At 46.6% G+C, this 20828-nt stretch carries 25 protein-coding genes; 10 read left to right on the forward strand and 15 right to left on the reverse strand.

Translation table 11 applies throughout. From position 1 onward, the window contains the following. Positions 1 to 76 precede the first annotated feature (76 nt). From LEPBO_RS0111215 to LEPBO_RS0111225, 3 genes are all read left to right on the forward strand, one after another. Positions 77 to 1096, forward strand: coding sequence for a daunorubicin resistance protein DrrA family ABC transporter ATP-binding protein (locus LEPBO_RS0111215; RefSeq protein WP_017287659.1), 1020 nt, complete (start codon positions 77 to 79; stop codon positions 1094 to 1096). A 6-nt stretch (positions 1097 to 1102) separates the two neighbouring features. Further along, positions 1103 to 1978 carry an ABC transporter permease gene (locus LEPBO_RS0111220; protein ID WP_017287660.1) on the forward strand — a complete coding sequence of 292 codons (876 nt, stop codon included), beginning with the start codon at positions 1103 to 1105 and terminating at the stop codon, positions 1976 to 1978. Positions 1979 to 2361: 383 nt separating this feature from the next. After that, positions 2362 to 3009 carry a Uma2 family endonuclease gene (locus LEPBO_RS0111225; RefSeq protein WP_017287661.1) on the forward strand — a complete coding sequence of 216 codons (648 nt, stop codon included), beginning with the start codon at positions 2362 to 2364 and terminating at the stop codon, positions 3007 to 3009. A 94-nt stretch (positions 3010 to 3103) separates the two neighbouring features. On the opposite strand, the gene LEPBO_RS0111230 is transcribed toward LEPBO_RS0111225, so the two are convergent. Then, positions 3104 to 4159, reverse strand: a complete 1056-nt coding sequence (locus tag LEPBO_RS0111230) for an EAL domain-containing protein (RefSeq protein WP_017287662.1) — start codon at positions 4157 to 4159, stop codon at positions 3104 to 3106. A 259-nt stretch (positions 4160 to 4418) separates the two neighbouring features. Here LEPBO_RS0111230 and trpD point away from each other — a divergent pair, with 259 nt between their 5' ends. Then, positions 4419 to 5456: an anthranilate phosphoribosyltransferase gene (trpD, locus tag LEPBO_RS0111235; protein ID WP_017287663.1), complete on the forward strand. Its 1038-nt coding sequence runs from the start codon at positions 4419 to 4421 to the stop codon at positions 5454 to 5456. A 2-nt stretch (positions 5457 to 5458) separates the two neighbouring features. Next, positions 5459 to 6658, forward strand: a complete 1200-nt coding sequence (locus LEPBO_RS0111240; protein WP_017287664.1) for a glutathione S-transferase family protein — start codon at positions 5459 to 5461, stop codon at positions 6656 to 6658. Positions 6659 to 6681: 23 nt separating this feature from the next. On the opposite strand, the gene LEPBO_RS0111245 is transcribed toward LEPBO_RS0111240, so the two are convergent. The 3 genes from LEPBO_RS0111245 to LEPBO_RS0111255 all read right to left on the reverse strand — a co-directional run bounded on the left by LEPBO_RS0111245 (position 6682) and on the right by LEPBO_RS0111255 (position 8241). Continuing rightward, positions 6682 to 7014: a DUF5615 family PIN-like protein gene (locus LEPBO_RS0111245; protein ID WP_017287665.1), complete on the reverse strand. Its 333-nt coding sequence runs from the start codon at positions 7012 to 7014 to the stop codon at positions 6682 to 6684. A gap of 5 nt (positions 7015 to 7019) precedes the next feature. Then, positions 7020 to 7241 (reverse strand): DUF433 domain-containing protein, encoded by a 222-nt coding sequence (locus LEPBO_RS0111250; protein WP_026148565.1) that lies wholly within the window; start codon positions 7239 to 7241, stop codon positions 7020 to 7022. Positions 7242 to 7446: 205 nt separating this feature from the next. Continuing rightward, positions 7447 to 8241 (reverse strand): winged helix-turn-helix transcriptional regulator, encoded by a 795-nt coding sequence (locus LEPBO_RS0111255; protein ID WP_017287667.1) that lies wholly within the window; start codon positions 8239 to 8241, stop codon positions 7447 to 7449. A gap of 81 nt (positions 8242 to 8322) precedes the next feature. Between LEPBO_RS0111255 and LEPBO_RS0111260 the strand changes: the two genes are divergently transcribed. Then, positions 8323 to 9474, forward strand: a complete 1152-nt coding sequence (locus LEPBO_RS0111260) for an acyl-CoA dehydrogenase family protein (protein WP_051077790.1) — start codon at positions 8323 to 8325, stop codon at positions 9472 to 9474. Between the two features lie 143 nt (positions 9475 to 9617). Here LEPBO_RS0111260 and LEPBO_RS0111265 read toward each other — a convergent pair whose 3' ends face one another. The 8 genes from LEPBO_RS0111265 to LEPBO_RS0111300 all read right to left on the reverse strand — a co-directional run bounded on the left by LEPBO_RS0111265 (position 9618) and on the right by LEPBO_RS0111300 (position 15851). Beyond that, the gene (locus tag LEPBO_RS0111265) at positions 9618 to 10106 is read right to left on the reverse strand and encodes an AAC(3)-I family aminoglycoside N-acetyltransferase (protein ID WP_017287669.1); all 489 of its coding nucleotides are present in this window, start codon (positions 10104 to 10106) and stop codon (positions 9618 to 9620) included. 551 nt (positions 10107 to 10657) lie between these two features. Further along, positions 10658 to 11404, reverse strand: a complete 747-nt coding sequence (locus tag LEPBO_RS0111270) for an anti-sigma factor (protein ID WP_197693273.1) — start codon at positions 11402 to 11404, stop codon at positions 10658 to 10660. A gap of 19 nt (positions 11405 to 11423) precedes the next feature. After that, the gene (locus LEPBO_RS0111275) at positions 11424 to 12011 is read right to left on the reverse strand and encodes a sigma-70 family RNA polymerase sigma factor (RefSeq protein WP_017287671.1); all 588 of its coding nucleotides are present in this window, start codon (positions 12009 to 12011) and stop codon (positions 11424 to 11426) included. A gap of 255 nt (positions 12012 to 12266) precedes the next feature. Further along, positions 12267 to 12908, reverse strand: coding sequence for a CHRD domain-containing protein (locus tag LEPBO_RS0111280; RefSeq protein ID WP_017287672.1), 642 nt, complete (start codon positions 12906 to 12908; stop codon positions 12267 to 12269). Positions 12909 to 13245: 337 nt separating this feature from the next. Beyond that, positions 13246 to 13698 (reverse strand): HNH endonuclease, encoded by a 453-nt coding sequence (locus tag LEPBO_RS0111285; protein ID WP_017287673.1) that lies wholly within the window; start codon positions 13696 to 13698, stop codon positions 13246 to 13248. Then, positions 13695 to 14078: a hypothetical protein gene (locus LEPBO_RS43620; protein WP_017287674.1), complete on the reverse strand. Its 384-nt coding sequence runs from the start codon at positions 14076 to 14078 to the stop codon at positions 13695 to 13697. Before LEPBO_RS43620 ends, LEPBO_RS0111285 begins: the two co-directional genes overlap by 4 nt. Then, positions 14078 to 14641, reverse strand: a complete 564-nt coding sequence (locus tag LEPBO_RS0111295) for a hypothetical protein (RefSeq protein WP_017287675.1) — start codon at positions 14639 to 14641, stop codon at positions 14078 to 14080. Before LEPBO_RS0111295 ends, LEPBO_RS43620 begins: the two co-directional genes overlap by 1 nt. Before the next feature lie 34 nt (positions 14642 to 14675). Beyond that, positions 14676 to 15851, reverse strand: a complete 1176-nt coding sequence (locus tag LEPBO_RS0111300; protein ID WP_239741342.1) for an anion transporter — start codon at positions 15849 to 15851, stop codon at positions 14676 to 14678. A gap of 101 nt (positions 15852 to 15952) precedes the next feature. Here LEPBO_RS0111300 and LEPBO_RS0111305 point away from each other — a divergent pair, with 101 nt between their 5' ends. Continuing rightward, a complete protein-coding gene (locus tag LEPBO_RS0111305) occupies positions 15953 to 16240 on the forward strand; it encodes a YkvA family protein (protein ID WP_017287677.1) in 288 nt (95 codons plus the stop codon). Between the two features lie 146 nt (positions 16241 to 16386). Here LEPBO_RS0111305 and LEPBO_RS0111310 read toward each other — a convergent pair whose 3' ends face one another. From LEPBO_RS0111310 to LEPBO_RS0111320, 3 genes are all read right to left on the reverse strand, one after another. Further along, a complete protein-coding gene (locus LEPBO_RS0111310) occupies positions 16387 to 16740 on the reverse strand; it encodes a DUF1257 domain-containing protein (RefSeq protein ID WP_017287678.1) in 354 nt (117 codons plus the stop codon). Positions 16741 to 16910: 170 nt separating this feature from the next. Further along, entirely contained in the window at positions 16911 to 18419 is a 1509-nt protein-coding gene (gene ycf46, locus LEPBO_RS0111315; RefSeq protein ID WP_017287679.1) for a stress-responsive protein Ycf46, read from the reverse strand. A 65-nt stretch (positions 18420 to 18484) separates the two neighbouring features. Further along, on the reverse strand, positions 18485 to 18814 hold the full coding sequence (locus tag LEPBO_RS0111320) for a type II toxin-antitoxin system HicB family antitoxin (RefSeq protein WP_017287680.1): 330 nt from the start codon (positions 18812 to 18814) through the stop codon (positions 18485 to 18487). Positions 18815 to 18923: 109 nt separating this feature from the next. Here LEPBO_RS0111320 and LEPBO_RS0111325 point away from each other — a divergent pair, with 109 nt between their 5' ends. The 3 genes from LEPBO_RS0111325 (at position 18924) to LEPBO_RS44400 (ending at position 20748) form a co-directional block, all read left to right on the forward strand. Next, a complete protein-coding gene (locus LEPBO_RS0111325) occupies positions 18924 to 19409 on the forward strand; it encodes a hypothetical protein (RefSeq protein ID WP_017287681.1) in 486 nt (161 codons plus the stop codon). A gap of 108 nt (positions 19410 to 19517) precedes the next feature. Continuing rightward, complete coding sequence (hisF, locus tag LEPBO_RS0111330; RefSeq protein ID WP_017287682.1) at positions 19518 to 20288, forward strand: imidazole glycerol phosphate synthase subunit HisF; 771 nt, start codon at positions 19518 to 19520, stop codon at positions 20286 to 20288. A 139-nt stretch (positions 20289 to 20427) separates the two neighbouring features. Next, entirely contained in the window at positions 20428 to 20748 is a 321-nt protein-coding gene (locus tag LEPBO_RS44400) for a hypothetical protein (protein ID WP_017287683.1), read from the forward strand. Positions 20749 to 20828 lie beyond the last annotated feature (80 nt).

The following is a 20828-nucleotide window of genomic DNA, read 5'->3' on the forward strand; positions in this document are numbered from 1 at the left end:
CAGAAATCAAGGCATACAGTTCTTAGAATAGGGAGGAGAAGTCTTCATGTTTTGATACAAATCTAGGAGCGGTGGTATGACTTCTGCGGTACGAATTGAGAAATTACAGAAGCGCTACGGCTCAGTTGAAGCCGTGAAAGAGGTTGCGCTAGAGATTCAGCCTGGTGAGATTTTTGGTCTTTTAGGGCCAAATGGAGCCGGGAAAACAACGACGTTGCGGTGTTTGTGTACGTTGACGGAACCGGATGCGGGAAAAATCGAAGTGTCGGGAATTAGCGCGATCGACAATCCCCGGGCTGCGCGTCAAAAACTGGGCTACGTGGCGCAAGAAGTCGCGATCGATAAAGTTCTCACGGGTCGCGAACTGCTCGAACTGCAAGCCGCCCTTTACCATTTGCCAAAGCAATCGATTCAGGAACGAATTGCCGAGGTTCTCAATTTATTAGGACTCAACGAATGGGCGGATAAAAAGAGCGGTACTTATTCTGGAGGCTTGAAAAAACGGCTCGATCTAGCGGCGGGATTGCTTCATCAACCAGACGTACTGGTTCTGGATGAACCCACGGTTGGATTAGATATTGAAAGCCGAGTGGTCGTTTGGAATTTCCTGCGCCAGTTACGCGAGCAAGGCACGACCGTTTTAATTACGAGCCATTATTTAGAAGAGATTGATGCACTTGCCGATCGCGTAGCGATTATCGATCGCGGAGTGGTGATTGCATCGGGAACGCCTTCGGAGTTGAAAGATCAAGTGGGAGGCGATCGCATTACGCTACGAATTCGAGAGTTCTCTCCGCTTGATGAAGCAGAAAAGGCAAAGTCTTTATTAGAATCAATTCCGGTCGTTCAAGAAGTGATTATTAATAAGGCACAGGGGAATTCGTTAAATCTCGTTGTTGCGCCCAATAGTGATGCACTGATGACGGTGCAGCAAGCGCTTCAGCAAGCGGGGTTACCGACCTTTGGCATTGCTCAGGCTCGTCCGAGTTTGGATGATGTCTATCTTGCAGCAACGGGTCGAACTTTAATGGATGCAGAACTTGCCGCCGCCGCAAGCCGAGATCCAAAAGCAGAACGTAAACAAAGCATGAGGTAGTCAATTATGAGCACAACGATTACTCCTTCAAAACCTGCGTCAGAGCAGCAAATCGCGACCACTCAACCGAATTTGTTTGGCGAGTTTCTCCAAGAAACATTGGCGATGACGCGCCGCTTGTTTATTCAACTGCAACGCCGCCCTTCTACTTTGGTTGCGGGTATTGTTCAACCGTTGATGTGGTTGATTTTATTTGGAGCACTGTTTCAGAATGCGCCGCAAGGATTGTTTGGCAATCAGGTGAATTATGGACAGTTCCTCGGCGCGGGCGTGATTGTATTTACAGCATTTGGAGGAGCGCTGAATGCCGGACTTCCAGTGATGTTCGATCGAGAATTTGGATTTCTCAATCGGTTACTCGTCGCACCATTGGCTTCTCGGTTCTCGATTGTGATGGCTTCTGCAATTTTCATCACGACTTTGAGTTTGATTCAGACTGCGGCGATTATTGCGATGAGCGCATTTTTAGGCTCAGGATTGCCGAGTGCGATCGGGCTTGCGTTAGTCGCTTTGATCGTGTTGCTGTTAGTTGTTGCAGTCACAGCATTGAGTTTAGGATTGGCGTTTGCGTTGCCGGGACATATTGAATTACTTGCGGTGATTTTTGTCACGAATTTACCGCTACTGTTTGCAAGTACTGCGTTAGTTCCGTTGTCGTTTATGCCGACTTGGTTACAGGTTGTCGCAACTTTGAATCCGTTAAGTTACGCGATCGAGCCAATTCGCTATCTCTATTTGCATCCAGACTGGAATCTCGGCAGTGTGATCATGCACGCTCCGTTTGGCAATGTGACTTTGGGTGGAGCCTTGCTGATTTTGGTTGGACTTTGCGCGATCGCGCTGATCAGTGTTCAGCCATTGATGAAACGCCGCTTAGCTTAAGTGGGTATTTCTCAAAACAGATTCTTCGTTAGATTTAGGATTCGACTTCGCTCAGCTCTGGATATTACACCCCATCTCACACCAGGTTAGAAAATTAGAGAAAATCCCCGCGTATTTCGCTTTGTCTAAAATGCGCGGGGATTTTCGTTCCTTTCATAGATATCCAGAAAATAGTGCTTCTAGATGATCACGATCATCCCTCTTTAACTGTGCAAAAATTATGCCTACTAGCGCCTGTACTCTAACACTCACCGATCTGTACCAAAACTTCGGCATTCGGCTTAATTCCGGTAATCGCTTCTTTTCTCGCTGACTCAACCAAGCCACTCTGTTAACTGCTCCTTACAAATAGCATTTCTCACTCTAGAAAATAGGTTGACATCATGACGCTTACTATTCCAATCAAGGCGATTCAACTTGCTCCTGGCAGCACCGTCAGCATTCATAACGTTTCATGGCAAGACTTTGAAACGCTTCTCGCTGACTTAGGTGAAAAGCGAAACACGCGCATCGCATACTATCAAGGCACACTAGAAATCATGTCTCCACTGGCCCGCCACGAACGTCCTCACCGAATTATTGCGCATATTCTGACTGCCATTCTTGAATTACAGGGGCGTGATTGGGAAGATTTTGGTTCCACAACCCTTAAACGTCCTGAAGTCGCTGGCATTGAGCCTGATACTTGTTTTTACATTCAAAATGCTCACCGAGTTCAAGGCTGTACTGACCTCGATCTAGACATTTATCCCCCGCCCGATCTTGCGATCGAATCCGATGTCATCTCACTGACAACAGTCAGCGCCTATCAAGCCATGAAAGTTCCTGAAATCTGGGTGTACCGTAACCAGGCTCTAAAAATTAGCGTCCTTGATGGTGATCACTACGTTGACGCTTCAAGCAGTTCAACCTTCCCCGATTTACCCATCACAACTTTGATTTCTCAACTGGTACAAAGTGCGATCGATCAAGGGACGAGCCAAATGCTACGGAACCTTAGAACTCAATTCCGTCAATCTAATGAACCATGAGTGACTTCCACGTTCAAGATGGCTCTGCACCTTACTTCTCTAACTCGATGAGAAATCAAACTTAGAGAAAAGTCTCATCTCAGGAAAGCAAGTTTTAGCAGACAACTTTTTCAGGCGTTGCGCCGATCGGAGTTTGACCGGGCATACCCAAGCCGAAGCCTTGACCGAGGTTGACTCCAATCGATCGACAAAATTCGATGTCTTCTAGGGTTTCTAACCCTTCCGCCAAGACCGTAATTTCAAGCTCTTGGGCAGCTTGAACAAAGCTCTTGACCATGACTTGCTTCATTTCGTATCGGCTACAGCCGTGGACAATTCGACGATCGAGCTTAATCACATCTGGTCGCAACTCGGTACAGTAATGATCGAGCGCAACATTACTTCCCAAATCATCGAGTGCTAATCCGAACCCATTCGCCCGAATTTGGTGAATGACTTTATGCAGATTGGGATGATGGGTCAACGCTTCAACTTCGGTCAGTTCAAATACGATTTGCCCTGGATGCAGCCCTAAATCGAGAATCTGCTGAAAATTCTGTTCTAACGATTCGGGATTATGTGCGATCGCATTCGGTAAGACGTTAATAAAAAAGATGGGACGATCAGACTGATTCCATTCTGCTAGGGCTGTTAAGCAAATCGATCGTGCCAAATTATCAAATTCGCGCGTCAAGTTCATCGACAGCGCTGCATCGATCAATTGCTGTCCATTGAACTGTTGCCCTTGAGCATTGCGCGCTCTGGCTAAACATTCATGTGCGACCACCCGACGCGAATCGAGATCAAAAATCGGCTGGTAATTAAAAAATAATTGTTGCTTTGCCAGAACTTGGAAAAACCAGGCGTGTTTGACCAGCTTTGTCATTTGGTGCAGCGGCTGGGCTTTCAGAAATTCATGTAGCAAATGTTGAGCATCTAACGGCGATCGCGTCAGAACATAGCGTGACATCGCTTGACCAATCTCAGAAACTCGCTGGCAAAGCCCAACAAAGAGCGCAGAGAGTTCAAATTCGCTGACTGCACGATAGAGCAGTTGCGGCAAAGCTGCAACTTTCTGAAACCCCAATTGATACAATGCTAAATGCGTTTCTCGATCTCCCGGCTGGACGACTAAATTCAGCGAGGGATTGAATTGATTCTGAATCTGCACAAACAAACACCCTTTCCTTTGCAAGCTGAATGCTAATAATGCAATGGAGATGACCTGATACCCTTCTCAGCACAAGTCGCGAAAAATTTGCTACTTGATTTGGCGGATAAATAATCCGCATCTCCACGGTATCAAGGATTGATCGAATCTTGGGTCATTTGCCCATTACTTCATGTAATTTCCACAATTTGGGTGAAAAATCCGCAAGAAATCCGATGCATGAGATTATTTTAAAGCGCTATTTCGCCCTATATTTTCTATGATTTCCCCGACAATAGAGACTAATCAATGGTCAGAACTGCTTCAGCAAATTCTCGATCGAGATTCTTTATCGATCGAACAAGCTTCAACCCTCATGCAGGGCTGGCTCAATGATCAGATTCCGCCCGTTCTATCGGGTGCGATTTTAGCTGCATTACAGTCGAAGGGGGTTTCAGCCGCAGAATTGGCGGGGATGGCAACGGTTTTGCAGTCTCAGGCACACGTGAGCGATCGCCTGGCTTTCCCTGTGATTGATACTTGTGGAACGGGGGGAGATGGGGCTTCAACGTTTAATATTTCGACGGCAGTTGCTTTTGTGGCGGCGGCAGCAGGGCTGCGTGTGGCAAAACATGGCAATCGATCGGCATCAAGTCGAGTCGGCTCGGCAGATGTTCTAGAAGCGTTAGGTGTCAATTTGGCAGCATCGCCGGATCAGATTCAAGCAGCAATTTCTGAAGTCGGTATTACGTTTCTTTTTGCTCCGGGTTGGCATCCTGCGCTGAAAGTGGTCGCTCCGATGCGACGAATGCTGAAAGTCCGAACGGTGTTCAACCTGCTAGGACCTTTAGTTAATCCGATGCAGCCGACAGGACAGGTCATTGGTGTGTTTAATGCGACGTTACTCGAACCGATCGCGGAAGCTTTGAAAATGTTAGGGAAAGAATCTGCGATCGTGCTTCACGGTCGAGAAAAACTCGACGAAGCAGGACTCGGAGACCTAACCGATATGGCAGTTCTTAATCAGGGACAGGTTGAACTGACGAGCATTGACCCGCAGGAATTTGGTTTACAGAAAGCTGCGATCGAGTCATTGCGCGGCGGAGATGTGGATGAGAACTCCGAAATTCTCAAATCAGTGCTACAAGGAAAAGGGACGCAAGCCCAACAAGAAGCTGTGGCGTTAAATGCTGCATTAGCGCTCCGCGTCGGGCAAGCCGTGGATTCCTATCAGCAAGGCGTCGATCGCGCAAAAGAGGTCATTGCTTCTGGTGCGGCTTGGGACAAACTGAATCAACTGGTGGAATTTCTAAAATAACTATGGCTGCTCTTAGTTGGGAAGAACTGGAAGCTCTGACAGATTTTCAGATCGATCGAGTCAATGGCAATACCAATGCTCAGTCTCGATTGCGTCTGTTTGGCAAGTCCGAATCAGATGTCGGAGTGACGCTATATCGCGATCATCATGCGTGGTGTCCCTATTGTCAGAAAGTTTGGCTCTGGCTCGAAGAGAAGCAAATTCCCTATCGAATCGAGAAAGTGACGATGTTTTGCTATGGGGAAAAAGAGAGTTGGTATAAGCGGAAAGTGCCTTCGGGTATGCTACCTGCGATCGAGCTAGACGGACGGATCATTACCGAAAGCGACGATATTCTCATGGCGCTAGAGCGAGAATTCGGTGCCTTGGGTTGGAGTATGAATGATCCTAAGGTTGTTCCTCTGCGGCGTTTGGAGCGGTTGTTGTTTCGCGCCTGGTGTGCTTGGCTCTGTTATCCGGCGAATTCAGCCCGGGAAGACCAGCGCAATCGGGAGCAGTTTGTGCGGATTATGGCTCAGGTTGAAGCAGCATTGAGTCAAACGCCTGGGGCGTATTTCTTAGAAGACTTCGGCATTGTCGATGTGGTCTTCACTCCCTATGTAGAACGGATGAATGCCAGTCTTTATTACTACAAAGGCTATTCGATGCGAGAAGAGAATCCGCGCATGTCGGCTTGGTTTGATGCGATGGAAACTCGATCTACGTATCGCGGGACTCAAAGCGATTTCCATACGCATGCGCATGATCTACCGCCGCAAATGGGTGGGTGCTATGAGAATCAAGATCCTCAGACTCAGATCAATCAGTCCCGCGTCGATCGCGGAGCATGGGACGGTTTACCGGATGTGACTTACCCAGAGCCTGAAACGTCTCGTGCGGAGGCATTACATCGGGTGGTGAAGCATCATCAGAACATTATTCGCGTCAATCCGGCAGACGATCGCTTAATGGATGAAGCGCTGCGTTGTGCGTTGACCTTCATGATGACGGGTGAAATTTGTACGCCGCCTGCTGGGTCAGATGTGGCTTTGAGATATTTGCGCGATCGCATTAGTGTTCCGCGCGATATGTCGATTTATGCTGCAAAACGATTGAGAACTGCATTAGAAAAAACGGCGGCATTAGTCGGCAATCAACAGGGTACGCCCATTCCTAGTAGACATCGACGCGATCAAGATCCAGCGAATTTCGTCAGCTTGTAACGTGCTGCTTTCTCAATGAAGCATTACGATAGAGCGAGCAGCGATAAGTTCTGATCTTCATAGAATGATTTGATTGCGTTAAAGTCTCGTCTAGGCAACTGTTCAACATCGCAAGTTGAACAGTTGCCTAGACGAAGCCAAATCACTTTTGGGGGATTCCCAAATAATAAGCTCAGGTCATGCATGTCTGCATCTTTTGAGACAATCATCAAATCATTGTCTTTTGCATAATCCCAAACAATCGGATCGATTGTTGCTTTCATGCCCACATCTCGAACATGAAGCGAGTTTGGAAAAAGATCAATCAAACGATTCGGCAACTTGGGGGACAAGTTTTCATCAAAAAGTAACTTCATGCGGATCAGGGAGCGATCATAACTCGACGCTCACGATCGGCGGCATAAGCAATGCAAGCTTTTAAGTCTTCTCGCGTCAAATCTGGAAAATCCTCGAGAATTTCTGCTTCGGTCATCTCGGAGGCTAGATACTCAAGTACTTCATAAACTGTAATTCTTAAGCCACGTACGCAGGGCTTTCCACCACGTTTATTGGGTTCAATTGTGATGAAGTCTCGGTAATTCATAGTTTTAGTCATTCATCATTATTGGCATTTTGGAATAATTTTGTAGCAAGCTTAAAAACCATTGAATGTCTTGCGTGTAATAGCTTTAATCTCTTGCCCCAGATAACCTTTGTCTTTCACCGATCACTCAGCATCGTTTTGTGACAGCAAAATTATTATAAAGCGATCGCTGATTTAGTCGAGCTAGAAAATAATCCTAATTTCGTTAAGAGCCAGAAATTTCATTGCATTCTGCAGCAATATGCTTGTGATTGGCCTGTATTAGCTGCATTGCAGAGTGATCAATTCCCATACCATAACGCCATTCACCGTTGAGATATAACCAAGCTGGTACCTGACGCACGAGATTGCGATCGCCCTCAAAACAGATTGTCTCTTGCTGAAGGGCAAGCTTCAGAGGCGTATATCCCATCCAGACGTGGGTGAACACACTCAAATCAGCCGATATTAAGACATCGACTTCAAAGCCTGGATTTTTTTGACACACATCGACTTCTCCATCCTCGATTACCAGCCACCAACTGCGCCGGGTTTTGCGCTGTTTGGTTAATCCTTGAAAGTCAAACTGTAGGACTAGCTTTTGCGAGGGTACAGCCTCAAGGTTCACTCGCCGTCTCATTCCCCACATCAATAAGGCATCATCTAAATCTTCTGGGGCAATTTGTTCACTCCCCCATTGTTGTGCCCAAACACCCATTGCTTCAACGATCGGTCGTAGCGCTTCTCCGGCTGGCGTTAGCAGATACTCATACCCCTGCCCTGTTTCTTTTTCATGGCTCATGACAACACCCATCTTCTCAAGTTCTTTGAGCCGTTGAGATAAGAGGGCACGGGACATTAACGGCACACCTCGACTGATGTCATTGAAGTAGCGATTGCCATACAGCATTTCTCGCAGCACAAGGAGCGCCCAGCGATCGCCAACGACTTCCGCTGCCTTTGCTACCGGACAGAATTGCCCATACCCCTTTCTCATAATGCTTTGGGAGAGAATTGCCATCAGGTTCAGATATTGAACTTGTAGCACTTTATTCGCTCAATCAGAATGGGAGCATCACAAGACTTAAAGGAGCCATGATTTATGCCGGAACTACAAACTATATCGATGGTGCAGCAGCAAGTTGTGGATTGGGCATCCCTAGCAGAATCTTTAGGCAAACAGTTTGCAGCAAGAGAGACTGAAGCAGATGAAGCAGACTTATTTGTTGCTGATAATATTGCCAGATTGAAATCAGTTGGGCTGACTGCTGCGGGTGTTCCAAGTGAACTGGGTGGAGGGGGTGCTAGTTATGCTGATCTCTGTACTGTACTGCGTATCTTAGGACGCTATTGCAGTTCAACTGCGCTTGCCTTTTCAATGCATACCCATCAGGTGATGATACCGACTTGGCGATGGCAGCATCAAAATGCTCCAGTGGATGGATTGCTCAAACGAGTCGCGGCTGAGCAACTTGTGCTGCTGAGCAGTGGGGGTTCAGATTGGTTACAGAGTGCTGGTACGGCTGTCAAAGTAGAGGGTGGATTTCTAATTAGCGCTCGTAAAGTATTTGCGAGTGGTGCGCCTGTGGCGAATTTATTAATGACGAGTGCGGTTTATCAAGACCCAGAACTAGGATCTACAGTCTTACATTTTGGCGTGCCGATGACTGCCCAAGGCGTTTCGATTGAACCGACTTGGCAAGCAATGGGGATGCGGGGAACGGGTTCCCATGATGTGGTGTTGTCTGATGTGTTTGTCCCGGATGCGGCAGTTGCTCTACGGCGGGAACAAGGAAAGTGGCATTTTATTTTTCACCTGATCTCGATGATCGCGATTCCATTAATTTATTCCGTTTATGTTGGGGTTGCAGAAGCGGCACGCGATCGCGCAGTTCAACTCGCAATGAAACGTCATACCGATGAACATTGCTGCTATATGGTGGGAGGTTTAGACAATGAATTGATGGCGGCAAAGTTAGCGCTTCAGCATATGATTTCTACTGCTGTCGTCAGTCAACCTAGCTTTGAAACTACAAATCAGATCATGACGGGACGGACATTGGTTGCGAAAGCCGTTCTCAATGTCGCTGATCTAGCAATGGAAGCTGCGGGGGGAAGTGCGTTCTATCGCAAACTGGGGCTAGAAAAATTGTTCCGTGATGTGCAGGGAGCGCGCTATCATCCTTTGCGGGAAGAGGCTCAGCGCAAGCTGTCGGGACAACTGGCACTCGGGTGGGATACGTCTTCTTTATAGAGCAGTGTCTTTTGTGTAGAGCGATCTATTGTTTAGAGAGTAAAAAATAGATCGCTCTTTCCCTGCCAACTTTCTAAGTGAGCGGCGGCGAGTAACTTTGGCAATTCAATATCTTTCAACTGCTCCCTGCATTTGGATCGATGTTATGCGTCGTCATCGCTATCCACAACAGCAATATCGAAATGAAGGACATCTTCGCGTGTTCCAAGCTTGGTATAAAGTGCGATCGCAGGATCATCCACAAGGTCTGCCTGCACGAAAATAACATAAGCTGATCGCGCGACAGCAATCTTCTTCAGTTCCTGAATTAGTGCGGTGGCAATGCCTTCGCGTCGATGCGCTGCTGCAACAGCGAGATCGTAAATATAAATTTCACTACGCTCCTGCTCAAACTTCTGAAGTTCATAAGCAGCAAGACCTCCAACGACTGAACCATTCTTTAACGCTGCAAGCGCGATGAAATAATCGCTGCTGAGCAACCGCTTGAGATAGGTATGACTTGGGCGAAATGAGTTATAGGTATCAACTTCGTCGAAAGCCTCACCGAAGGTAGCCAATAAGTCTTCCATCAGTGTCAAGTCGTTGGAGGTAAGCTGACGAATGCTAATTGGCTCAGAAGATGGCGTTTTCATATCTATTGATTGGGGCAACGCAGAAAAATGATCGGTGAAAATGTATAATGTCTCGCTTTACTTGCTGCAAGGAGCTTTCGGACTTCAATAATCTCGGTTCTAAACGGCCGGGTGTGGGTTGTTGGACATAGCTACTATATCCTTCTCAAACCTTGATCTTTCTTAAACCTATCTTATTAGCGCCAATTGTCTAATACAAAAACGTCTACTCGATTGTAACCAGGCTCGTTTGGTCTCTGCATAACGACATCTACAGGTTCAGTGTAGAAAACGTTGAGCAAGCATCCTGGTATAGGCTGTCTCATGACTCGTATTCACTCCAGCAACTAGATGCAGCAGTTTTTGTACGGTCGGTGTGCAGAGGGAGTTATGGGTAGACAAGAGCAGTACCGGAATGATCAATTCCCACACCATATCGCTATTCACCCTTGAGATATAACCAAGTTGGCACCTGACACACGCGATCGCCCTCAAAACAGTGCCATAAATCACACGATGAGGGGAGCAAAACGATGCGTTGGCAGAAACGCTACATTGTGAAATTAGCCTCCTCACAGATTTGCGATCAGAATGGGCGCACCCGTATGTTTTTGAGGAGCATCGCTATCTTCAATTGTGACTGCAACTTTCGTCACCAGTTTTTTAGAACGGTAGGCTTTGGGAACTGAGAGCGTTTGGGAAAATTCGCTGCGATCATTAACCTGGAAAGCTTCTGTCAAGATTGCCTGTTTCTGGTCTGTAGTGAAGGGGGCATCTGGTTTCAAAACAGTCCATAACGCATAAACTTTGCCCGGGGGTAGAGGCGGTAAGTTCTTGACGACAAGCGTTGCTTCTAGTGTGTTTGGATTGACCACCATTGTTGCAGACCCCTGGTTACCACTCGTTGCATCTAGAATATAAGTCAGTGCCGCATAGCGCTGTGTTTCAGTTTGGCTAGTTTGTAAAGCTTGCCGCAACCCGTAATTGTTAATTCCTAACGCAACAATCAGGACTGCTGCCGCAACCTCCATTCCACTTCGCCAAGAAAGAGATCGACCCGGTCTGGAGACAGTCCGTATGCTGGTTTTAGAATTAGCTATCTGGGCATTCTCTAAAATCATGGAACGTAGAGAAATTGGAGGTGCCAACTCGGGTGAAACGTGAGACACTTCTAGAGCTTTTTGCATTTGGGTAATTTCTTCTGCGATCGCTGGCTCTCGCTCCAATAGACGCTCAAATTCTGCTGCCTCCTCTGGGCTGAGGTCACCTAGGACATAACCTGCAATGAGTAGCTGTAACTCTTCTGAAGGCATCGACATCGCCATCCCCATCAACTCTTTAGTTTAAACTTGTCAGCGCTTTGCGTAATTTGAGCAGTCCTGTTCTCGCTCTCCCTTTTACCGTACCCAGTGGAATCTCCAGTTGTTTAGCAATTTCTGATTGGCTAAGCCCATCATAGTAAGCCATTTTCAAAATTTGCTGTTGATCGTCTGACAACTGAGCTAAGGCGTTACGGACTTCCTGGGATTGCTCGTGTTGAAAGGCACGCTCAAGCGGAACATTCGGGGCGCTCTCAGCCTGTCCACCCAGTTTCCAACGATCGAGCGTTTGACGTGCACTGTTGCGCGATCTCAATCGATCCCGTGCCCGCGATCGCGTCAAAATTGCCAGAAAAGTACGCAGAGATCCTCGCTTTGGGTCGTAGGTTGTCCCTTTTGCCAGAGTTAGAAAGATGTCTTGAGTTAAGTCTTCAGCTTCTTGAGCATTGCCAAGGGTATTGAGTGCGATTCCGTAGACTAACCTGGCGTGGCGATCATAGAGCACACCGAGCGCAACAGTCTGACCATTGCTCAATGCCAGAATTAATTCTGCATCTGTCTGGTTCGACTCGGGGGAGGCTTGGTTAGCAGACGGCTCAGACGGCATACACAAAACAATTTGTTTTTGGGGACGAGGGCATAGAGTCGGAAGTTTGCAGAAAACGAATAAAGATGAAAAACACAGGCAATCTCAATCTCTGGTACGGCAAAAGCTACCGAATCCGTCCAAGAGGTTGCCCGTGAGTTGGTTAAATTATCCTTGCAAGTATACTACGCTGTTCGCAGAAGGCTACGCTTGCTAGATATCGTTATTGCTACTTTAGCCCTCATTTTGGTACGGTTCTCAATCAAAGCATCTGGATTAGAGTGCTCGAAAAATGCCGCGCAATTCTCCAGCCCGATTCTGCTTGGTGTGAATATCGACATAGAGGTTGCCTTCAGAGAGTGCCTGAAGCTGTTCAGCCGTCAGAGTATACTCTCCGGCAAATCTACCGCCCATTGCAGTATCGTTCAAGGTTACAGTTAGCGCATATTGGAAGGGTCCGTTCTGGTTAGGTTCGCCCCGATGGATGTGAACCGCAGAGGTGATGTTAGGATTCGGAGGATTAACGGGGTCTGCTGCATAGTCACGTAAACCACTAGATAGCCCCCCAAAGTCTCCCCGAACAATGAGACGATCTCCTGCCAATGCTGCGCCAGCTACACCCGTTGCAGAAGTTGAGGGTGCGTTCGGTACTACATTATTGTTCGTCAAGATGGCTGCATAGCGTTGCAAAGAACTGCTAGACATTCCTTGAGCCATGAGAACGGACTCAGCTTCTTGTAAATCTGCCATCAAATGCTGATTGATTGGATTCTGAATCTGGGTTGGTTGAGCCGATTGGAATGTGTTGAAGGATGGTGCAATTTTACTCAAAGAAGCTGCTGTTGAGAGACCAATTATCAATACACAGGCGATCGTGCCAAGCAGAAAATTGGAGAGTACTCGCTTTGTCTTATTCATCAGGACTAGCCTTAGTTAGTAGATTTCTAGCAATAGTACGAAGCAGGCGATGATTTGGATGTATGGGGATTCTAATTTTTTAGTTTTTAGAGAAGAGCATTCGTCGGCTTGCAAACAGAATCGGTTGGGAAAACAGCGTGGCTAAGCGTTCGATGGTGATTCTGTGCTCTCTTTAAAACAGTTCGACTAAGATTTCTGGCATTACGAATTGCCTATTGCACAGTTGAGTGTATCAACAGGTCTGATAAAATGTCGCCCTCATTTGAGTTGTGCGGAGTTGGCATATGCGGCATGACGATTATTTGGACTGAAAGATACTGAATTGTGTGATCTTCCGTTAGCTCTGTTTCAGCGATCGTAGTAATTCCCTTGGTCTTGCATCTCGAATCACAGAATATCGATCGAGGTAATTGACATAAATATAATGCTCGTACTCATACCAATTCATTTCAGCTTTTTCGCGATTACACTGCTGGCAAATCACCCAGAAGTTTCGGAAATCCATTGAGAGCCAAGGATATTGTGCGCGGGGCAATTTGTGATCGATCGTTCTGCCACTTTTGAACGAATATTTCTGATCACAAATCGGACAGTCTCGATCGGAATGTTCTTTGACCCAGGTTTGGCTCTCTAACGTCGTTCCACATTCACTATCCCCATTGACATATCGCCAATAGTCATATTTTCGATAGTCCTCAAAATCCTGAGCCGTCAGCTTGTGATATCGTTTGTTTCCAACGACAGCGGCGAGTTTGAAGAGTTCTTCTAAGCTTTTATCGTCAAGATTCATCGTCTGGGCTTGGGTTTAGAGAAGTCAATGATTTCAGGCTCAGTATCAGGAAATTGTCGATCGACTAATTCTCCGATTTCGGCAACTTCTTTGGCGAGCTTTTGATTAAATTCTTCAATCTCTTCTTGGGTTTGATATTTTTTGCCAATTCGATCGACTTCGAGAAAGAGTTCTTCGAGTGAGAGATCTTCAGAAACGCGATCGCTGTCGAGTAACTCCTGGATGCGCTGATACAACGCAATCACATTATCCCATCCAGTATTCTTGAGTCCGCTTGCTTTTAAGAGCTTCTGGCTCTCTTGACTAAGCTGCGATCGAATCTGTGAGTTTGCTTTTTGCAACTCACGATAGTTCATACCTTGAAAAGTTCGTTTCGCCATTATCCGAGCGTCCAACGAAACAACCGAATAATCGCTTTCCGAAGCTGACTATCTTCGTACTGCAACAGTTCTTTAGTATCTCTTGCTAATCGCAACTTGATCGCATCGACAAACGTTTTCAACGCTTTGTTATCTTTTTTCAATTGCTCATTTGCTCCAACCAGCTCAAGATTCTGCGAAGAGAGCGTTTCAACTTTTGTCGAAAGTTGTTGAACTTCAGTAGATAGCTTTGCGTACTCTTGTTCTAATTGTTGTTTACGATCGAGTAATTTCAATTTATCAGCTTCGATCGAGGAGATAGATGCCTCTAATTCTTGGTACTCAACTTGCAATGATTTGAGTTCAGCTTCTGCCTTACTTTTAAGTCTGCCATAGTAAGCATTATTGCTTCCTAAGCTAGAATTCTTGACTGCAAAGGACTCGACTAATTTTGCAGCGCTCGGCTCAAGACTTAACACATCTAACAAGCGTTCACACTCCTCTTTGCTCAACGCTTGACTAATATTTTTATTGATTCCGTATTTTGCTTTCAAAACACTTTGAAGCTGATCCTTTGATGCCATACTCGACCTCGTAAGCTTCACTTATTATACGAATTCAACGAATCCAGAAATAAGTCATACATAAAGTTATCAGTGTCAATGGCAACCCAAATTTCAAATGCTCCAAAAACGATAATCGATATCCTAATCTCCCCGCTGCTTCAATCATGATCAAATTTGCAACCGATCCAAAAATGGTCAAATTGCCTGCTAAGGTCGAACCTGCTGCAAGTCGTAACCAAGATTGAGAATCATTCTGTGCAATCAAAGGATGCAATAACAAAACGGCTGGAACATTAGAAACGAGATTCGACAAAATTGCAGTCACGCTGAGAAATTTAGCTGGATGATCAATCGCTTGAGTCAGTGGTGCAAATACATTCAAATCTTGGGTCGCTTTGGTGAGAATAAACAATCCCGAAAATAGAACAAGCAAATTCCAATCGACAGGTTGCAGTAAGCGATCAGGCTTTAACCTCCGAGTAATCAACAAAATACTAGCAGCGACCAAAGCAGATTCCGCTAAAGGCAATCCCACAACAAATGCAATCAACATTGCTGCCGTCACGCTCACAGTTTTGAACAACAAAGGTCGATAGACGCGAGGTTGAGGCAGCGAAAATTCTTGTGGAGTCGTCGATCTAACTTCGGGATACATCCAATACAGCAACACAAGTTGAACACATAAGCCAAAAATCGCGATCGGCGTGAGTGCCTTAGCAAAGTCCAAATAGCCGATTTTGGAAAATGATCCAATCAAGATATTCTGTGGATTCCCGCTAATTGTGGCAACAGAGCCAAGATTCGTTGCCCCTGCCATGGCTAGTAAATAAGGAATCGGATTGATTCGCAAAGTTCGCGCCAAATCCAAAATCAGCGGCGTGAAAATCAGCGCCATTGCATCATTCAGAAAGAAAGCCGATAATGCAGCGACTCCAAAAGTAAGAACGGTGAGTAACCCGAATGGACTATGGGTAATGTTGAGAAGATGAGCGATCGCCAGTTGAAAAAATCCAGCTTGGGACAAGCCTGCATTCACAATCATCGTGCTGAGCAAGAATACAATCGTGGTTACATCGATTGCGCGCCAAGCGTCTTGCAGATTCAATACGCCTAAAGCAATGAGAAATCCTGAACTTGCAAGTGCAATTGTGGCGCGATTCATGCGCAGTCCAGGGAAAGAACCAATCGCTAAGCCGAGATATGCGATCGCAATCACGAAATACTTCACCAATAGACGGTTTCTCCCCCTTCTTTAGACAGTTTTCCCCCCAAGACAGCTTCTCTAGGATTTGACATGATAGAAAGCATCAAGTGAGAGCACACCAAATTATGAAGCTTCCATTTTACGATTGGTATCGCAATCTCGTTCGCAACTCGAAATACCGTTGGTTGATTATTGCAGGAACCCTGGTTTACTTGTTTAGCCCGATCGACTTACTCCCTGACATGATTCCTCTGATCGGTCAGATTGACGATACCGTCGTTCTCGGCTTACTGGTTGCTGAAGTCTCTTCAATGCTAATGGATCGTCTCAAAGCCCAGAAGGGTACAACGACCGCAACGGTTGATGGCACACCTGCTGAAGCAGTCGATGTTGAAGCAAAAACGATCAGCTAAAAAAATTGGGAGAATGGGGGAGTTGGGAGAAGTGATTTCTTATCCCCCATTCCCCTAATTCCCCACTCCCCTAAGCACAAACTCAAGCACAAAAAAACGGGCTAACTACAAAAGCTAACCCGCCAGCTTGGGAACGCGCAGAGAAACTAATTTTGAACGACCAACTTCACGTTAGCGTTGTTCAAGCCAGGGCGCTTGACTTCAGCCAAGGTCTTGTTAACCGCATACTTCTGGTTGATCGAGTTGATCAATTCGGTTTGATTGTGCTTCTTCGCTACACCCCAAAGGTCAGCGATCAAATCGAAGGAACCATCAGCGTTCCGCGACCAGCCCAAATCATACTCGCCATCGAGAACTGCAACGATGTCAGAACGAACCCGCTGACCGTTGTAGCCGCGAACATCAGCTTCGGTCTTAACCGAGATGCCCAAATCGCGCAGAGAAGACTTGAGGATTTCTGCGTCGGTGATCTTGGTGCGAAGAGTGCTAAAGTGAGACATTTTAGGGTTTCCTCCGTGGAAAGTTGAAAACAACGACAACGTTTAGGTTTAGATGTTTTGAGGCTTACATGCTCAAAAAATGGTTTGTGCATTCAAGCTTTCAAAACGGTGTTCAAACTGCTGGTACTAGCCCAGCCCTTCATCCTGTTGGGAAGACAGGAGAAAGCCTTTTAGAACTCCAGTCGCTGATATTCAGCAACTGATGCTGCCGCAGGTCGCGCGCGCTGCCTAGCCCAATCCCGAAGGGCTGTTACCTGCTCAGTCATAGTCTTGGACAACGGCATTGTGGCTCTTGATGCCGCAATGATGTCCAATTGAGTAAACTCTCGATCTTGAGCAAAAGCTTCATACATCGCTGCAACTAATGCTTGCTCAATTTCAGCTCCAGAAAATCCATCACAGACGCTTGCTAACTGGTCGAGATCGAAGCGTTCAATTTCTCGTCGGCGTTTTGCAAGGTGGATTCTGAAAATTTCTTTCCGCTCTTCTGCATTCGGGAGATCAACAAAGAAGATCTCGTCGAATCGTCCTTTCCTTAAAAACTCGCCAGGTAAACGTTCAACTCGGTTCGCAGTTGCCATCACAAACACTGGAGAAGTCTTCTCTTGCATCCAGGTCAGGAATGACCCGAAGATCCGGCTTGAAGTTCCACCGTCTGAATCGGCTGATCCGGATGTTCCAGCAAATGCTTTGTCCATTTCATCAATAAACAAGATCGCCGGAGAAATCGATTCAGCAGTCTTCAAAGCATTTCGCAGGTTCGCTTCTGATCGACCCACCATCGAGCCATCATACACACGTCCCATATCTAATCTCAGCAAGGGCAATCCCCACAATCGGGAAGTTGTCTTGGCAATGAGAGATTTTCCACACCCCGGAACGCCGAGAATCAACATTCCTTTCGGCTGGGGTAATCCATACTCTCTCGCTCGCTCAGTGAAGGCGTTCGATCGCTGTTTTAGCCAGTGCTTCAATTCGTCTAAGCCACCAACTGCCTCAAGCGTCTCATCTTCTTCCATGAACTCTAGGATGCCGTTCCGACGAATCAGCTGCTTCTTCTCAGAAAGAACAATATCAACTTCTTCTTCGGTCAAACGCCCGTTCGTAACCTGAGCCTTACGGTAAACTTTTTCTGCCTCATCTCGCGTCAACCCTAATGCTGCTTTTAACAACTTCTCGCGGGTTTCAGTCGTAATGCGGCGATTTCGGATCTGATCTAATTGAGTAGTGAGAACCTGATTCAACTCAGTCATCGTTGGAAGTGGGAAGTCCAGAACGATAACCTCTTTCTCTAGCTCAATCGGAACCGTTTGAACCGGAGACATTAAGACGATCGCTTTTTGCGTGCCTTTGAAAGATGCGATCGCATCGCGCAGCCATCGATTCACAGCGGGCGAATCAATAAACGGATGCAAGTCTTTGAAAACAAAGAGTCCAGGCTCTCGCTGGCGCATCACCCACTCGATCGCGGCTTCGGGAGAAACCGTATTGTGCTGGGTCACACTGCGGGGCTGACCATACTCGACAATCCCGTGAGTCACCGTCCACAAATACAATCGCTTGGGGGGCTTGGTTTGGGCAAGCAGGGCAAGTGCTTGCTCTGCCCGTTCCTCTTCTGAGGTTACAAGATAAATTAGAGGATATTGAGCCTGTAATAGGATGTTTAACTCTTCTTGCATAACCGCGACCCACTAGAGTGTAAAGCGAACCTGTTCAGGCTGCGAACGCTACTGAGGATAAATCCTTAGCAGGGAACGACCACCTTTTCCTCACTGGAAGATCCGATCGAAACGGTCGATAGCTCATCTTCGAGAATGATGTCTGAGTTTTGCCCTAAAGCGGTCAGTTCACCATTCTTTAAAACAACCGGAGTGGTACAACTGGGACAGTCATAAATCCGGTGAGTTTGTCCATGAGCTTCCTCTTGCTCAACTACCTCCGGGTATGTGAGGTAAAAGCTGAGTGCCCTCTCTGCGAGGACGGACATTGCCTCTGAACTCATTGCAGCTTGGATTTTTAGCTTGCGGTGAAGTTCGGGCGGAAGATACAACGTAACTTTCTGCTTGTCTTGCATAGAACTTTCAGTCGTTTTACCCGGGTATGTGATTACGATATCTGCCTAATCTCAGGCTGTCAAGACAGTATGCCCGCATGACAGCATTATTGTTACAATCATTTACATTATGAAGCAAGGTTTGAGTTGGATTTTGATAAGTTTGATAGGTTTGACAGGGTGCAATGACTTGCCGTGGAGCGGTTCGCAGTCTCAGCAGGAGCGGCTTCCCGATCGCTGGCAGACCTATCGCAATGAACGCTATGGCTTTGAGTTTTTGCATCCAGAGGGATGGATTGATTCGATACCGCCAGAGGCTCAAGATGGGATTGCCTTTAGTGATCCGAGAAATCCCGGTGTAGAGATTCGGGGCTGGGCGGAGTTAAAGCGATCGACCGATAAAAAATCTCAGAATCCGAAGTCGAACTTTACAACTGATCAGGGGGTTCCTGCGCGTTTAGATATCGCGGTTGAGAATCAGTCGAGTGTGATGACGTTGACGATTCATCAGAAGGATGTGGAATATCACTGGCGGGCGACGGCTCCGACTGTGCAGTTTGGCAATTACTATCGATTCTTTGACTTTATTGCCAAGCGATATCGCGTCTCACAGTGATAGGATTCTGTTTTACAAATTTCTGTGCAGGTGGATGGATCTCCACTGAGATGTAGAGAAACGAAGATCGACACTTTTGTACAGAATCAATTCAAGAGGAAATCGGGAATGCTGGCGAAGCGAATTTTGCCTTGCTTGGACGTGAAAGCAGGGCGTGTAGTCAAAGGAGTCAATTTTGTTGATCTGAGAGATGCAGGCGATCCGGTGGAACTTGCACAGGCTTATAACGAAGCGGGTGCGGATGAATTGGTGTTTCTTGATATCACCGCGACTCATGAAGATCGCGACATTATTTATGATGTGGTGTATCGCACAGCAGAACAAGTTTTTATTCCACTGACGGTTGGCGGTGGAATTCAGAATCTCGACACGATTAAGAAATTATTGAGAGCCGGAGCCGATAAAGTCAGTATTAATTCGGCAGCCGTTCGAGATCCAGATTTGATTAATCGAGCCAGCGATCGCTTTGGAGTCCAATGCATTGTCGTTGCCATTGATGCGCGTCGTCGCCAAGATCCTGAAAATCCAGGTTGGGATGTTTACGTTCGAGGTGGACGGGAAAACACCGGAATTGATGCTGTCTCTTGGGCAAAAGAAATGGCACAGCGGGGTGCAGGAGAATTGCTGATCACCAGCATGGATGCGGATGGAACGCAAGCCGGATACGATTTGGATCTGACTTCAACGATCGCGTCTCAAGTCGAAATTCCTGTGATTGCCTCAGGAGGTGCAGGAAATTGTGAACATATTTATCAAGCTGTAACAGAAGGTAAAGCTGAGGCGGCTTTATTAGCGTCTTTGTTACATTACGGTCAGTTAAGCGTTCAACAAATAAAGACATACTTAAGCGATCGTGCAATCACCGTTCGAGCGACATAGAATGACGAGACTCAGAGCGGACGAGCATTTTCAAAATCGACTGATAAGAATCTGCTACCACCAAGATTAGAAAAATGCGATTCAAATCGTGTTTCTACAGGGATGCTCTTTTCTGAGCATCTGTTACAATGTGTAAACTATGGTGATAACAATCTTATTTATTGTCATTGCTCTTGTAGCTTGGGCATTGCACCTAATGCAAGAAGCGATCGAGCAGAAAGAGTTTTCCCTGATGCTGGCTGGCACATTGGTCGCAGTGGCAGCATCAGCACTGGTTGGTGTCTATTTTGTCATGGGCAATTACATGGGATACGTGAGTCATCTCTCTCCCCGTGAGACTGCCTTGAATCAAGAAGCCTACGAGTCGGTTGCCCGCTATTTAGAAGAACAAGATCAGATGTACATGAGTGCTTCGGCATCTCGCTCAATTTCTCAGGCTGTGCGAAACATTTCGCCATAAATTCGATTACGATAAACAAGTGTTATGAAATTTTGACAAATGGGGTAAGTCGTCTTACGCCATTTTTTAGTGGGATTTTT

It is taken from the genome of Leptolyngbya boryana PCC 6306 (assembly GCF_000353285.1).
GTDB lineage: Bacteria > Cyanobacteriota > Cyanobacteriia > Leptolyngbyales > Leptolyngbyaceae > Leptolyngbya > Leptolyngbya boryana.